Here is a 16,508-nt window from a genome sequence, read left to right as displayed (position 1 = left end):
CGTATGGCATCCCCCCCCGACGACAAGCGCGCGTTGCTGGCGCAGTTGCTGCGCGAGAAGACCCAGAAGGCGAAACAGGCGCCCCTGTCCTTCGCGCAGGAACGCATGTGGTTCCTCTACCAGTGGAACCCCGCCAGCGCGGCCTTCAACATGCCGGGGGCGGTCCGCCTCTCGGGTGAGGTCGACCCCGAGGCGCTGCGGCGCGGCCTGCAGGAGCTCGCGCGCCGTCACGAGACACTGCGCACCACCTTCTCGGACCAGGAGGGGCGTCTGCTCCAGGTGGTCGCGTCCTCGCTGGAGATCCCCCTGTCCGTGGAGGACCTGAGGGACGTGCCGGAGGAACAGCGGGAGCAGCGGACCCGCGAGCGCATCACCGCCGAGGCCCGGCAGACCTTCGACCTGACCCGTGGGCCATTGCTGCGCGCCGTGCTGCTGCGCCTGGCCGAGCGCGAGCACGTGCTGCTGCTGAGCATGCACCACATCATCTCGGACGGCTGGTCCCTGGGCGTGCTCGTCCGCGAGCTGGCGGCGCTCTACGCGGCCTTCGTCCAGGGACAGCCCTCTCCGCTCCAGGCCCTGCCGCTCCAGTACGCGGAGTTCGCCTCGTGGCAGCGCGAGTGGCTCCAGGGTGAAGTGCTCGACACGCAGCTCTCCTGGTGGCGCGAGCGGTTGGACCCGAACGCCATCCTGGAGCTGCCCACCGACCGGCCCCGCCCCCCGGCGCTCAGCCCCCACGGCGCGCGCCAGACGCTGCTGCTGCCCCCCGAGCTCGCGCAGACCCTCAAGGCGCTCGGCCAGCGCGAGGGCAAGACGCTCTTCGTCACCCTCCTCTCCGCCTTCGAGGTCCTGCTCCACCGCTACACCGGGCAGGAGGACCTCGTGGTGGGCACGCCGATCGCCGGCCGCAACCGGTCCGAGCTCGAGGGGATGATCGGCCTGTTCATCAACACCCTGGCCCTGCGCACCTCGGTCGCGGGCCGGCCCACGTTCCGCGAGCTCATGGGCCGGGTCCACCAGACGACGGTGGACGCCTTCGCCCATCAGGACCTGCCCTTCGAGCGGCTGGTGGACGCGCTCAAGCCCGAGCGCCGGCTGAGCCACAGCCCGCTGTTCCAGGTGATGTTCATCCTGCAGAACGCGCCCATGCCGCCGCTCCAGGCGCCCGGCCTGGTGATGGAGTTCCAGCAGCCCGAGACCGGGACGACCAAGTTCGACCTGACGCTGATCGCCACCGAGCTGCCCGAGGGCCTGCGGATCGTCGCCGAGTACAGCACGGACCTCTTCGGCACCCCGGCGATGAGCCGGCTGCTGGAGCACTACCGGATGCTGCTGCAGGGCATCGCGGCCAACCCCGATCAGCCGATCGACTCCATCCCGCTCCTCACCGGCACGGAGCACCGGGCCCTCCAGGAGTGGAACGACACCCCAGCCAGGTACCCTCGAGACGTGTGCCTGCACCAGCTCATCGAGGCCCAGGTCGAGCGCACCCCCGACGCCATCGCCCTCACCTTCGAGGGCCAGTCCCTCACCTACCGTGAGCTCGACTCGCGCGCCAACCAGCTCGCCTGGCACCTGCGCTCGCTCGGCGTCGGCCCCGAGTCCCGCGTCGGCCTGTGTCTGGAGCGTTCCCTGGAGATGGTCGTCGCCCTGCTGGCCACCCATAAGGCCGGCGGTGCCTATGTGCCCCTCGACCCCGCCTATCCCCAGGAGCGCCTGGGCTGGATGCTCGAGGACGCCCGCCCCACCGTGCTCCTGGCACAGGAGCGGCTGCTGTCGCGGCTTCCCGCGAAGAGCACCCACGTGGTGTGCGTGGACTCGGGCTGGGCCGACATCTCCTTGCAGCCCCGTCATGCGCCTCCCGCGCAGGCCACCGCCAACAACCTCGCCTACACCATCTTCACCTCTGGCAGCACCGGCCGCCCCAAGGGCGCCATGAACGAGCACCACGCCGTCGTCAACCGGCTGCTGTGGATGCAGGACGAGTACGAGCTCGGCGCCCAGGACGTCGTCCTTCAGAAGACGCCCTTCAGCTTCGACGTCTCCGTCTGGGAGTTCTTCTGGCCCCTCATGCAGGGTGCCCGGTTGGTGCTCGCGAAGCCCGGTGGCCACCAGGACCCGGACTACCTGGCCCGCCTCATCGCCCAGGAGCGCGTCACCACGCTCCACTTCGTGCCCTCCATGCTCAAGGTGTTCCTGGAGGAGTCCGAGCTCGAGCAGCGCTGCGCGTCCCTCAAGCGCGTGGTGTGCAGCGGCGAGGCCCTGCCCGTCGAGTTCCAGGAGCAGTTCTTCCAGCGGCTGCCTCACGCCGAGCTGCACAACCTCTACGGCCCCACCGAGGCCGCCGTCGACGTCACCTACTACGCCTGCAAGCCGGGCCAGTCCCACCGCTCCATCCCCATTGGCCGCCCCGTGGCCAACACCGTCATCCGCATCCTGGACGCCCAGCTCAAGCCGGTGCCGATCGGCGTGTCCGGTGAGCTGTACATCGGCGGCGTGCAGGTGGGCCGTGGCTACCGCGCCCGCCCGAACCTCACCGCCGAGCGCTTCATCCCGGATGCCTTCAGCGATGCGCCGGGCGCTCGCATGTACCGCACCGGTGACGTGGCCCGCTGGCTGGAGGACGGCAACATCGAGTACCTCGGCCGCGCCGACTTCCAGGTGAAGATCCGCGGCTTCCGCATCGAGCTCGGGGAGATCGAGACGCTGCTCGCCCAGCACCCGGCGGTGCGCCAGGTGGCGGTGGTGGTGCGCGAGGACCGGCCCGGCGACAAGCGTCTGGTGGCCTACGTGGTCGCTGCGTCCGAGCAGCCCCAGGCGAACGAGCTGCGCTCCTTCCTCCAGTCGCGCCTGCCCGAGCACATGGTGCCCTCGGCCTTCGTGGCGCTCGAGACGCTCCCGCTCAGCCCCAACGGCAAGCTCGACCGCCGCGCCCTCCCCGCTCCGGAGCTCGGCAAGTCCCAGGCGGGCCAGCTCTTCGAGGCGCCTCGCACCGAGCTGGAGCAGCTCATCGCCGGCATCTGGAAGGACGTGCTCCAGGTGGAGCGCGTGGGTGTGGACGATGCCTTCTTCGCGCTGGGCGGCAACTCGCTGCTCGCGCTCCAGGTGCACCGCCGCCTCAAGACGGCCCTGGGCACCGAGCTGGCCCTGACCCAGCTCTTCCAATACCCCACTGTCCGGGCCCTGGCCGAGCGGCTCTCCAAGCAGGACAGCGCGCCGGACTCGGCCCAGACGGGACGCGCCCGCGCCGAGGCCCGCCGGGCCTTCACCCGCCGCGCTGGCGCACGCGCACGCACGGACTCGCAAGACGACGGAGACGATTCGGATGTCTGAGCAGCACGAAGAGGTGGAGCGCATCGCCATCGTTGGCCTGTCCGGGCGCTTCCCGGGGGCGCGAGACCTCGAGACTTTCTGGGACAACCTCCGGCGCGGCGCGGACGCCCGGCGGACCCTGACCGACGCGGAGATGGACGAGGCGGGTGTGCCCCGCGCCCTGCGCGAGCGCCCCGAGTGGGTGCGCGCCGCCTACGTGCTCGACGAGGCGACGCACTTCGATGCCGGCCTCTTCGGCTTCAGCCCTCGCGAGGCGGAGCTGATGGATCCGCAGCAGCGCCTCTTCCTCGAGTGCGCGCAGGAGGCCCTGGAGCACTCCGGCTATGAGCCCGAGCGCTTCACCGGCGCCGTCTCCGTCTTCGGCAGCGTGAGCCTCAGCTCGTACCTGCTGCGCGCGCTGATGCGGCAGCCGGAGCTGTTGGACACCGTGGGCTCGTACGGGCTGATGCTGTCCAACGACAAGGACTACGTGGCCACGCGCGTGTCGCACCGCTTCAACCTGCGCGGCCCGAGCGTCACCGTGCAGACGGCGTGCTCCAGCTCGCTGGTGGCCATCCACCTGGCCTGCCAGAGCCTGCTGTCGGGCGAGAGCGACATGGCCATCGCCGGTGCCGCCTCGGTGTCCTTCCCGCAGACGAGCGGCTACCTGTACCAGCAGGGGATGATCCTCTCGCCGGACGGCTACTGCCGCGCCTTCGACGAGCAGGCCCAGGGCACGGTGCGTGGTGCCGGCGCGGGCGTCATCGTGCTCAAGCGCCTGTCGGACGCCCTGCGCGACCGCGACACGGTGCATGCCGTCATCCTCGGCTCGGCGGTGAACAACGACGGCTCCTCGAAGGTGGGCTACACCGCTCCCAGCGTCGAGGGCCAGACGGCCGTCATCTCCGAGGCCATGGCCATCGCCGGTGTGGAGCCGGAGGACATCCAGTACATCGAGGCCCACGGCACGGGCACCTCCATTGGAGATCCCATCGAGGTGGCTGCGCTCAACCAGGCGTTCGGCGGCAAGCGCGTGGGAGCGAAGCGCTGTGCCCTTGGCTCGCTCAAGGCGAACATCGGGCACCTGGACGCGGCCGCGGGCGTGGCCGGCGTGCTGAAGACGGTGCTCGCGCTGAAGAACAGGCTCATCCCCCCGACGCCGCACTTCCAGCGGCCCAACCCGCGCATCGACTTCGAGGGAGGCCCCTTCTACGTCGCCGCGGAGCCGCGCCCCTGGGACGGCGGCGGACGGATGCGGCGCGCGGGCGTCAGCTCCTTCGGCATCGGCGGCACCAACGCGCACCTGGTGCTGGAGGAGGCTCCCGCCGAGCAACCGGCCACGGCCTCCAAGAAGCCCTGGCACGCGCTGACCCTGTCGGCGCGCAGCGCGGCCGCTCTGGACGAGGCCACCACGCGGCTGGCCGCCCACCTGGAGCGCCACCCCGGAGTGGACATCGCGGACGTGGCGTACACGCTGCAGGCCGGCCGCCGCACCCACGAGCACCGGCGCGCCGTGCTCTGCCGGGATGCCGCCGAGGCCCGCGCCGCGCTCGGAGATGCCCGCCGAGCGCTCGCCGGCTCGGGGACGAACCTCCGCCGGCCCGTGGTGTTCCTCTTCTCCGGACAGGGCACCCAGCATCCCGGAATGGGGCGGGCCCTGTATGAGTCCGAGCCCGTCTTCCGCAAGCACCTGGATGCGTGCGCCGACGCGCTGAAGCCGCACCTCGGGAAGGATCTGCGCGAGGTGCTCTACCCCGCCCAGGGCGGCGAGGAGGCCGAGGCGCTGCTGCGCCGGACCGAGCTCGCGCAGCCCGCGCTGTTCGCGGTGGAGTACGCGCTCGCGAAGCTGTGGATGTCCCTGGGCATCGAGCCCGAGGCGATGATCGGCCACAGCCTGGGCGAGTACGTGGCCGCATGCCTCACTGGGGTCTTCCCGCTGGAGGACGCGCTGAGGCTGGTGGCGGTGCGCGGGCGGCTGATGCAGTCGCTCCCGGCCGGCGCCATGCTGTCCGTCCACCTGACGGAGGCCGAGCTCACACCGCTGCTCCCGCCCGGAGCCTCGCTCGGCGCGATCAACGGCCCGGCCCTTCAGGTGGTGTCCGGAACGGAGGAGGCGGTGTCGGCGCTCGAGAAGGTGCTCACCGGTCGCGGCGTGGAGGCCCGCCGGCTGCACACCTCGCACGCCTTCCACTCGGCCATGATGGACCCGGTGCTGGAGGCGTTCACGCTCGAGGTGTCGCGCCTGCGCCTGTCACCACCGAAGCTGCCCTATGTGTCCAATCTGACGGGCACCTGGGTGACGGCCGAACAGGCCACGGACACAAGCCATTGGGCGAAGCACCTGCGCCAGCCCGTGCGCTTCGGCGAGGGGACCGCGCTGCTGCTCGGCAACCCCGAGCGCGTCTTCCTGGAGGTCGGCCCGGGGCACGCCCTGGCGACGCTCGTGCGCCGCAACGCGCCGGCAGGCACCCACCCCACGGTGCTCACGTCGCTGCCGCAGCCGCGTGATGCGCAGGACGCCGCCCAGCATGCGACGGAGACCGCCGCGCGCCTGTGGCTGGCCGGAGCGAAGATCGATCTGGCGAAGCGGTACGGGAAGGAGCCGCGCCGCCGCGTGCAGCTCCCGGCCTACCCCTTCCAGCGCGAGCGCTATGATCTGCTGAAGGGAGGCGCGGCTCCAGTCTCCCGGCCCGCGGTGGCCGAGGACGCCTCGCGGCGCGAGGGTGCTTCGGACGCGTCCCGGGTGGAGCTCTCCGTTCCCGCCTGGAAGCGCGCGGCGGCCCTCTCCACGGCGCCCTCGCTCCAGGGTCAGCGCTGGCTGGTGCTGGAGGCGGCGGGAGCCCTCTCCGCGCGCATCACCGAGCGGCTGCGCGCCGGAGGTGCGGACGTCGTCACGGTGGACTCCCAGCGCCCCGAGTCCCTCCGCGAGCAGGTGGAGCGGCTGCGCACCGAGGGCTGGACGCCCGACCGCATCGCCAACCTGTGGCCCCTGGCGCCCGAGGCGGGAGAGGAGCTCGTCCTCCACGGACTGCTCGATCTCGCGCGGGCGATCGGCCCCGATGTCGTCAATCACTCCCTGACGCTCTCCGTGGTGACTGCGGGAGCGCAGGATGTGACGGGTGAGGAGCCACTCCACCCCTCGCGAGCCACCGCGCAGGGCGTGTGCCGCGTACTCCCCCTGGAGTACCCGGGCCTGCGCTGCCGCGCCATCGATGTGACCCCGCCCCAGGAGGGCGCGAACACGGAGCTCTGGGTGGAGCGGCTCGTGGCGGAGCTGGCCTCGGACGGTGAGCCCGTGGTCGCGCTCCGCGGCCCCTACCGCTATCTCGAATCCTTCGAGACGGTCCCCGCTCCCCAGCAGGCGGCCTCGCTGAAGGAAGGCGGCGTCTATCTCATCGCGGGTGGACTGGGGCGCATCGGCCTGTCGCTGGCCGAGCACCTCGCCTCGGCGGTGCGTCCGAAGCTGGTCCTGCTCTCGCGCCGGGCCCTCCCGGCTCCCGAGGAGCGCGACGCGTGGCTCTCCAGTCACGGCACCGAGGATCCGGTATCGCGCGCCATCGAGCGCGTGCGTGCGCTGGAGCGGACGGGAGCCCAGGTGCTGGTGCTGCGGGCGGAGCTCGGTGACGCCGGCCAGGTCGAGCGCGCCCTCCAGGCGGCCGAGTCCCGCTTCGGTCCGGTGGACGGCGTGTTCTTCGCCTCGGGAGATGGCGGGAAGGCCGCGATGACGCCGGTCTCCGAGGCGACGCGCGAGGCGAGCGCTCCGGTGCTCCAGGGCCGCCTGTCGGGCCTGCGCCATCTCGCCGAGTCCTTGAAGGGGCGCCGTCCAGCCTTCGTGGCGGTGCACTCGTCCCTCACGGCGGTGCTCGGAGGCTTTGGCTGCGCCGTGCTCGCGGCGGCCCATGCCGGCATGGACGCCTTCGTCGCGCACCAGGCCCGCGTGTCCGGCACCCGCTGGTACAGCATCGACTGGGATGTCTGGGGCGTGGGCACGGGCTTCCGTCCCGAGGCCGTCATCGCTCCGGACGAGGGCTTCCGGCTCCTGCTCGGACTGCTCGCATCGCCCTCGGGTGGACGCTGGCTCGCGGTGAAGGGCTCGCTGGAGGCCCGGCGACGCACTCCGGCAGCGGGCAGCGACCCGGCCGGGGCCACTCCCACGAAGACAGGCAACCGGCATCCACGCCCGCCGCTCGCCAACGCCTACGTGGCTCCCCGCGACGAGAACGAGCAGAAGCTGGCCGGTATCTGGCAGGACCTGCTCGGCATCGAGCAGGTCGGCATCACCGACAACTTCTTCGAGCTGGGCGGCCACTCACTCCTGGGCGTGCAGATCCTCGCGCGCGTCCGCGAGGCGTTCCGGGTGGAGCTGCCCCTGCGAGCCCTCTTCGATTCCCCCACCGTGGAAGTCATGGCCCTGGCCATCGTGCAGACACGAGCCAGCGAGACCGATACCGCCACCCTGGAAGCGCTGCTGGCCGAGCTGGAACAGCAAGGCTGACCCGAACGCCGCGCCCGACAACTTCGACGGAGCATTGCCAGTCTTATGAACGATCTGTCCAAGCGCATCGCCAACCTTCCGCCCGAGAAGCGCGCGGAGCTGCTGCGCCGGCTGGAGCAGGCGGGTAACAAGGTCTCGCGTCCCAGCGCACGCGTCCGCGAGCAGGGGCGCCCGCTCCCGTTGTCGTTCTCGCAGCAGCGGTTGTGGCTCCTGTACCAGTTCGAGCCCCGGAGCGTGGCGTACAACCTGCCCAACCTGCTGCGCATCCAGGGCCGGCTCGACACGGACATTCTGGAGCGGGCCCTGCGCACGGTGGTGGAGCGCCACGAGACGCTGCGCACCACGTTCCGCGCTGGCACCGAGGGTCCGGAGCAGGTGGTGGCGCCAGCCGTCCGCTTCACGCTGGAGCGCTCGGACCTGACGTCCCTGCCCACCGAGCGCCGCGAGGAGGCGGTCCACGAGCGTGCGCGCGCCGAGGCGCAGCGCCCCTTCGACCTGACCACCGGGCCGCTGCTGCGCGCGGAGGTGCTCCGGCTGGGCGAGCAGGATCACATGCTGCTCGTGGTGCTGCACCACATCGTCACGGACGGGTGGTCCTTCGGCGTGCTCGCACGAGAGCTGCTCGCCAGCTACGACGCCTTCGCGTCGGGCAGGGTGCCCGCGCTCCCACCGCTGCCGCTCCAGTATCCCGACTTCGCGCTCTGGCAGCGCGAGCGGATCCAGGGCCCCTTCCTCCAGGAGCAGGTGACGTACTGGCGCAAGCAGCTCGAGGGAGCGCCCACGGCCCTGGAGATGCCCACGGATCATCCCCGGCCCGCGCTGCCCACGGGGCGGGGCCGGGAGCACACCTTCTCGCTGCCTCGCGAGCTGTCGGACGCGGTGCGCGCGTTCGCGACCCGGGAGGGCGCGAGCAGCTTCATGGTGTTGATGGCCGCGTTCAACGTGCTGCTGTCGCGCTACAGCGGGCAGGAGGACCTTTGCGTCGGCACTCCCGTCGCGGGCCGCAGCCATGCGGAGCTTGAGGGGCTGATCGGCTTCTTCATCAACACGGTCGTCATCCGCTCGCGCGCGGCCGGAGGGCTGAGCTTCCGGCAGTTCCTGAAGGAGGTGCGTGAGACTTCACTGGGAGCCTTCGCCCACCAGGAAGTGCCCATCGAGAAGCTCGTGGAGGAGCTGCGTCCGGCGCGAGAGCCGGGCCGCAATCCGCTCTTCCAGGTGGTGTTCGCGCTGCTGCCCCAGCAGGCGGCCTCCATGAACGTCGCGGGCCTGGACGTGCGCCTGGCCCCGATCACCTCGGGAGCCTCCACCTTCGAGCTCACCTTCCTGATGTCGGATCGCCCGGAGGGGTTCACCGGCCGCATCGAATACAGCACGGACCTCTTCGAGCCGGAGACGATCGCCCGCCTGGCCGAGCACCTGCGGGTGTTGGTGTCGGCCGCCATCACCACCCCGGAGGCCCGGCTCGCCGAGCTGCCGCTGCTCACGGAGGCCGAGCGCCACACGCTGCTCGTCGAGTGGAACGACACGCGCGTCGACTACCCGCGCGACGCCTCCATCCACGAGCTGTTCGAGGCCCAGGCCGCGCGCACTCCGGATGCCATCGCCGTGGAGTTCGAGGGGAACGCGCTCACCTACCGCCAGCTCGACTCGCGCGCCAACCAGCTCGCCTGGTACCTGCGAAGCCTGGGCCTGCAGCCCGGCGCTCCGGTCGCCATGAGCATCGAGCGCTCGCTGGAGATGGTGATCGCCACGCTCGCCATCCTCAAGGCGGGCGGCGCCTACATTCCGCTCGACCCGTCCTACCCCCGCGAGCGCCTGGAGTTCATGCTCCAGGACGTGCGCGCTCCGCTGCTGCTCGTCCAGCGCCACCTCGCCGAGCGACTACCCGAAGGGCACGCACGCAAGGTGCTGCTCGAGTCCGACGCGCACCTCGTCGTCCAGCAACCCGAGACCTCTCCAGGCGTCCGCGTCTCGCCCGACGCGCTCGCCTATGTCATGTACACCTCGGGCTCGACGGGCCGGCCCAAGGGCGTGTGCATTCCCCACCGCGGCGTGGTCCGGCTCGTCATGGGCGCGCGGTACGCGGACTTCGGCCCCAGCGAGGTGTTGCTGCAACTGGCGCCCACCTCCTTCGACGCCGCCACCTTCGAGCTGTGGGCCAGCCTGCTTCACGGCGCCCGGCTCGTCGTCCTCGCTCCCCACGCCCCGACCTTCGAGGAGCTGGGACAGGCGATTCAACAGCACCGCGTCACCACCCTGTTCCTCACCACCGCCCTCTTCGATCAGATGGTGGTCACGCAGCTCGAGGCCCTCGCGCACGTGCGCCAGGTGCTCTCCGGCGGTGACGTGATGCCTCCGGAGCGCGTGAAGGCGCGGCTGGCTCAAGGCCAGTTCATCAACGCCTACGGCCCCACCGAGAGCACCTCCTTCGCCACCACCCACCTGCTCACGCGCCTGGAGCAGGTGGGTCACACGGTCTCCATCGGCCGGCCCATCGCCAACACACAGGTGTACGTGCTGGACTCGCGGCTGCAGCCGGTCCCCGCCGGCGTGCCCGGCGAGCTGTACATCGGCGGAGATGGCCTCGCCTGGGGCTACCTCCACCGCCCGGATCTCACCGCCGAGCGCTTCATCCCCAACCCCTTCCCCCACACCCCGGGCGAGCGCCTCTATCGCACCGGTGACAAGGTCCGCTGGCTCTCCGACGGTACGCTCGAGTTCCTCGGCCGCCTCGACTCCCAGGTGAAGCTGCGCGGCTTCCGCATCGAGCTGGGCGAGGTGGAGTCCGCGATCCGCCAGCACCCCTCCGTCCGCGATGTCGTCGTCATCGCCCGCGAGGACAGGCCCGGCGACAAGCGCCTGGTGGCCTATGTCGTGCCCTCGCGCGAGGAGCACGACACCTCCGAGCTTCGTGCGTACCTCAAGGAGCAGCTGCCCGGGTACATGGTGCCCTCCGCCTTCGTGACGCTCGCGCAGCTGCCGATCTCGCCCGCCGGCAAGGTGGACAGGAAGGCCCTGCCCGCTCCCGAGGCCCAGGAGTCCGAGGCCGGGTACATCGCTCCGCGCACCGCCACCGAGGAACAGCTCGCCTCCATCTGGGCGGAGATCCTCTCTGTGCCGCGCGTCGGCGCCGAGGACGACTTCCTCGAGCTGGGTGGCCACTCGCTGCTGGCCACCCAGGTGCTCTCCCGCGTGCGCGCCGCCTTCCAGGTGGAGCTGCCCATCCGCGCCCTCTTCGAGGCGCCCACGCTCTCCGGGCTCGCCCGGAAGATCGACGAGGCCCGCATCCGGCAGGCCAGCCGTGCACCCGAGGCGCCGGCGCTGAAGCCCACGCCTCGCACGGAGGACAGCCCGCTGTCGTTCGCGCAGCAGCGGCTGTGGTTCCTGGATCAGTTCGAGCCCGGCGGCTCCTTCTACAACATCCCCGCGGCCCTCCGGCTCTCGGGGCGGGTGGACACCGAGGCCCTGCGCCGCTCCTTCGAGGAACTCGTGCGCCGTCACGAGTCCCTGCGCACCACCTTCATCTCTCGCGATGGCCAGCCCGCGCAGATCATCGCGCCGTCCCTGTCCATCCCGCTCGAGGTGCTGGACCTCCAGGACGTGCCCGCCTCCGAACGAGAGAACCGGGCGCGCGAGCTGCTGCGCCAGGAGGGCCTGCGCCCGTTCGACCTGGCCCAGGGCCCGCTCCTGCGCACGTGCCTGCTGCGGCTGGCTCCGGATGATCACGTCCTGCTCGTCACCCAGCACCACATCATCTCCGATGGCTGGTCCATGGGCGTGCTCGTGCGCGAGATCGCCGCGCTCTATGCCGCCTTCTCCGCGGGCCAGCAGCCCGCCCTGCCGCTCCTGCCCATCCAGTACGCCGACTTCGCTCAGTGGCAGCGCTCGTGGCTCCAGGGCGAGGTGCTCGATTCGCAACTGGGCTACTGGAAGCAGCAGCTCTCCGGCGCTCCGGCCCACCTGGAGCTGACCACCGACAAGCCGCGTCCGCCCGTGCAGACGTACCGGGGCTCCCAGTACATCTTCCACCTGCCGCCCGAGCTCTCTCAGGCGCTCGCCGCCACCAGCACCCAGCACGGCGTCAGCCTCTTCATGACGCTGCTGGCTGGCTTCCAGGCGCTGCTGCACCGCTACTCCGGACAGGACGACGTCTCCGTCGGCTCGCCCATCGCCGGCCGGCGAACCACCGAGCTCGAGGGCCTCATCGGCTTCTTCGTCAACACGCTCGTCCTGCGCTCGCGGCTCTCCGCGGACCTCTCGTTCCGCGACCTGCTGCGCCAGGTGCGCGACACCACCCTGGCCGCCTACGAGCACCAGGACGTCCCCTTCGAGAAGCTCGTCGAGGAGCTCCAGCCCCAGCGCGACTCCAGCCGCCCGCCCATCTTCCAGGTGATGTTCGCCCTGCAGAACATGCCGATTCCCGAGCTGGCGCTGGGCGGACTCACGATCTCGCCCCTGGAGCTCGAGGGAGGCATCTCCAAGTTCGATCTCGCCCTCTACATGCAGGAGACTCCGCGAGGGCTGCGCGGGTTCCTCGAGTACAACACCGACCTCTTCGAGCCCGCGACCATGATCCGGATGGCCGAGCACCTGCGGGTGCTGCTGTCCGCCGTGGTGGCCTCGCCCGACGTGCCCGTGTCCCGGCTGCCGCTCCTCACGGACGCGGAGAAGCACAAGCTCCTCGTCGAGTGGAATGACCTCCCTCTCGACTACCCGCACGAGGCCACCCTCCACGAGCTCTTCGAGGCCCAGGTGGCTCGTACCCCTGACGCCGAGGCCCTCGTCGACGGCTCGAGCTCGCTCACCTATACGCAGCTCAATGCCCGCGCCAACCAGCTCGCCCACTCCTTGCGTGCTCTGGGCGTCGGTCCCGAGACTCCTGTCGGCATCTGCTCCAGGCGCTCGGCCGACCTCGTCGTCGGCCTGCTCGGCATCCTCAAGGCCGGTGGCCTCTATGTGCCGCTGGACCCTGCCTACCCTCGCGACCGTCTGGGCTTCATCATTGAGGATGCCCAGCTTCGCTTCCTCGTCGCCCAGTCCTCGGTGACGGACAGCCTCCCGGCCCACTCCGCTCACGTCCTCCTGCTCGACAAGGACACAGAGGTTTTGTCTCGCGCCAGCACCAGCAACCCCGCTCGTGCGGCCACAAGCAGCAACCTCGCCTACCTCATCTACACCTCGGGCTCCACGGGCCGTCCCAAGGGCGTCTCCATCGAGCACCGCAATGCCGTCTCCTTCCTCTTCTGGGCCCGCAGTGTCTTCTCCCCGGAGCTCCTCTCCGGCCTGCTCGCCTCCACCTCCATCGCCTTCGACCTCTCCGTCTTCGAGCTCTTCCTACCCCTGAGCCTCGGCGGCACCGTCATCCTCGCGGGCAATGCACTGGAGCTGCCCTCCCTCCCGGCCTCCCAGCGCGTCTCCCTCGTCAACACCGTCCCCTCCGCCATGTCGGAGCTGTTGCGCTCCGGCGGCCTTCCTTCCTCCGTCCGCGTCGTGAATCTGGCCGGTGAGCCCCTGGCCGCTTCTCTCGTCCAGCAGCTCTACCAGCAGCCGGGCCTCTCCCTCGTCTACGACCTCTACGGCCCCTCAGAAACAACCACCTACTCCACCTTCACCCTCCGCCACTCCGACAAGCCCGCCACCATCGGCAGGCCCATCTCCGGCACCCAGGTCTACCTGTTGGACGCTCACCTGCAGCCGGTGCCTACCGGTGTCCCTGGTGAGGTCTTCATCGCTGGTGCCGGTGTCTCCCGCGGCTACCTCGGCCGCCCCGAGCTCACCTCCGAGAAGTTCCTCCCCGACCCCTTCGGCTCTGTTCCCGGTGCTCGCATGTACCGCACCGGCGACCTGGCCCGTTACCGCTCCGACGGCAACCTCGAGTACCTCGGCCGCACCGACTTCCAGGTCAAGGTCCGTGGCTTCCGCATCGAGCTCGGTGAGATCGAGACCGTCCTCGACAAGCACCCTGGTGTTCGCCAGGTCGTCGTCGTCGCTCGCGAGGACAGGCCCGGCGACAAGCGTCTGGTCGCCTACCTCACGCCCTCCGGCCAGCAGGTTCCCACTGCCGCCGAGCTTCGTGCCCATCTCAAGCAGCATCTGCCCGAGCACATGGTGCCCTCCGCCTTCGTGGCGCTCGAGCAACTGCCCCTCACTCCCAACGGCAAGATCAACCGCAAGGCCCTGCCCGCTCCGGAGGCCCCTCAGGACTCCGGCGCCGAGTACATCGCCCCGCGCACTCCCACCGAGGAGAAGCTCGCCGCCATCTGGACGGAGGTCCTCTCTGTTCCTCGCATCGGCGCAGAGGACAACTTCTTCGAGCTGGGCGGCCACTCCCTGCTCGCCACTCGCGTCCTGTCGCGCCTGCGCACTGCCTTCCAGGTGGAGCTGCCCGTGCGCGCCCTCTTCGAGGCGCCCACCCTCTCAGCCCTCGCTCTCAAGATCGACGAGGCTCAGCGCTCGCGGGTTTCGCCGCAGGCCGTGCCCCTGCGGCCTGCCCATCGCGAGGGGGACATTCCGCTGGCCTTCTCGCAGCAACGGCTGTGGTTCCTCGACCAGCTCGAGCCCGGCAGCCCCGTCTACAACATCCCCGCGGCCCTCCGACTCACGGGTTCGCTGAATACCGAGGCCCTGCGCCGTGCCTTCGAGGAGCTCGTGCGCCGCCACGAGTCCCTGCGCACCACCTTTGCCTCTCACGATGGTCAGCCCGTCCAGATCATCGCCCCGGCGCTCTCCATTCCGCTCGACGTGCTGGACCTCCAGAACGTGCCGGCCTCCGAGCGCGAGGCCCGCGCCCACGACCTGGCTCGTCAGGAGGCCCTGCGTCCCTTCGATCTGGCCAACGGCCCGCTCCTGCGCGCCTCGCTGTTGCGCATGGCGCCAGAGGACCACGTGTTGCTCGTGTCCATGCACCACATCGTCTCCGACGGTTGGTCCATGGGCGTGCTCGTGCGTGAGGTCGCCTCGCTCTACGCCGCCTTCGCCTCCGGCAAGCCTCCTGCCCTGCCGCTCCTGCCCATCCAGTACGCCGACTTCGCGCTCTGGCAGCACTCGTGGATGCAGGGCGAGGTGCTCGACTCCCAACTGCGCTTCTGGAAGCAGCAGCTCTCGGGCGCTCCTGCCCACCTGGAGCTGAGCACCGACAAGCCCCGGCCCCCCGTCCAGACCTTCCGCGGAGCCAGCCTGCCCGTGGCGCTCCCCAAGGCGCTCTCCGACTCCATCAAGTCCCTGTCCACCCGCCTCGGCGTCACTCCCTTCATGACGCTGCTGGCCGGCTTCCAGGTGCTCCTGCACCGCTACTCCCGTCAGGACGACATCTCCGTCGGCTCTCCCATCGCCGGCCGCCGCAACACCGAGCTCGAGGGCCTCATCGGCTTCTTCGTCAATACGCTCGTTCTGCGCTCGCGCATCTCCCCCGAGGCTTCCTTCCGCGACCTGTTGCTCCAGGTGCGCAACACCACCCTGGCCGCCTACGAGCACCAGGAGATGCCCTTCGAGAAGCTCGTCGAGGAGCTCCAGCCCCAGCGCGACCTCAGCCGTCCTCCCTTGTTCCAGGTGATGTTCGTCCTGCAGAACGCGCCCTCCGAGGCGCTCTCTCTGCCGGGCCTCACCCTGAAGCAACTGGAGCTGTCGAGCTCCACCTCCAAGTTCGACTGGACGCTCTCCCTCAGCGATACGCCCAACGGCTTCGCGGGCGGCCTCGAGTACAACACCGACCTCTTCGAGCGCGACACCGTGGCTCGCGCCATGGAGCACCTGCGCATCCTCCTCGAGGCCGCTGTCGCTCGTCCGGACTCCCGCCTCTCCGACTTGCCTCTCCTCACGGACGCGGAGAAGCACAAGCTCCTCGTCGAGTGGAACGACCTCCCTCTCGACTACCCGCGTGAGGCCACCCTTCATGAGCTCTTCGAGGCCCAGGCCGAGCGCACTCCTCACGCCGAGGCCCTCGTCGACGGCTCCCGTTCCCTCACCTACGCTGAGCTCAACGCCCGCGCCAACCAGCTCGCTCACTCCCTGCGTTCTCTGGGCGTCGGTCCCGAGACTCCCGTCGGTATCTGCTCCAGACGTTCAGCTGACCTCGTCGTCGGCCTGCTCGGCATCCTCAAGGCTGGCGGCCTCTACGTCCCGCTGGACCCTGCCTATCCCCGCGAGCGTCTGGGCTTCATCATCGAGGATGCCCAGCTTCGCTTCCTCGTCGCTCAGTCCACGGTAACGGACAGCCTCCCGCCTCACTCCGCCCACGTCCTCCTGCTCGACAAGGACGCCGAGGCACTGTCGCGCGCCAGCACCAGCAACCCTGCTCGTGCGGCCGCCAGCAGCAACCTCGCCTACCTCATCTACACCTCGGGCTCCACGGGCCGTCCCAAGGGCGTCTCCATCGAGCACCGCAATGCCGTCTCCTTCCTCTTCTGGGCTCGCAGTGTCTTCTCCCCGGAGCTTCTCTCCGGCCTGCTCGCCTCCACCTCCATCGCCTTCGACCTCTCCGTCTTCGAGCTCTTCCTCCCCCTGAGCCTCGGCGGCACTGTCGTGTTGGCCAACAACGCCCTGGAGCTGCCCACCCTCCCCGCCTCTCAGCGCGTCTCCCTCGTCAACACCGTCCCCTCCGCCATGTCGGAGCTGTTGCGCTCCGGCGGCCTTCCCTCCTCCGTCCGCGTCGTCAACCTGGCCGGCGAGCCTCTGGCCACTTCTCTCGTCCAGCAGCTCTACCAAC

Annotated in this window: 3 protein-coding genes; all 3 read left to right on the top strand. The window is 70.3% G+C overall.

Annotation, left to right across the window (positions count from 1 at the left end):
- Nucleotides 1-3: 3 nt before the first annotated feature.
- Nucleotides 4-3,330 carry a non-ribosomal peptide synthetase gene (locus DAT35_RS56360; RefSeq protein WP_108077759.1) on the top strand — a complete coding sequence of 1,109 codons (3,327 nt, stop codon included), beginning with the start codon at nucleotides 4-6 and terminating at the stop codon, nucleotides 3,328-3,330.
- A complete protein-coding gene (locus tag DAT35_RS56355) occupies nucleotides 3,323-7,804 on the top strand; it encodes a type I polyketide synthase (RefSeq protein WP_108077758.1) in 4,482 nt (1,493 codons plus the stop codon). The genes DAT35_RS56360 and DAT35_RS56355 overlap by 8 nt, the downstream gene beginning before the upstream one ends.
- Before the next feature lie 45 nt (nucleotides 7,805-7,849).
- The coding region (locus tag DAT35_RS56350; RefSeq protein WP_146210315.1) for a non-ribosomal peptide synthetase at nucleotides 7,850-16,508 on the top strand (8,659 nt) is incomplete at its 3' end.

Origin of the sequence: Vitiosangium sp. GDMCC 1.1324 (assembly GCF_003044305.1) — a bacterium.
In the GTDB taxonomy this organism is placed as follows: domain Bacteria; phylum Myxococcota; class Myxococcia; order Myxococcales; family Myxococcaceae; genus Archangium.
Note: the sequence above shows the minus strand (reverse complement) of the source record. Positions and strands in the feature narration are given on the sequence as shown.

What these genes read in the sequence shown, in the direction of transcription:
- DAT35_RS56355 (WP_108077758.1), top strand. Translation starts at nt 3,323, where the DNA reads ATGTCTGAGCAGCACGAAGAGGTGGAGCGCATCGCCATCGTTGGCCTG.
- DAT35_RS56360 (WP_108077759.1), top strand. Translation starts at nt 4, where the DNA reads ATGGCATCCCCCCCCGACGACAAGCGCGCGTTGCTGGCGCAGTTGCTG.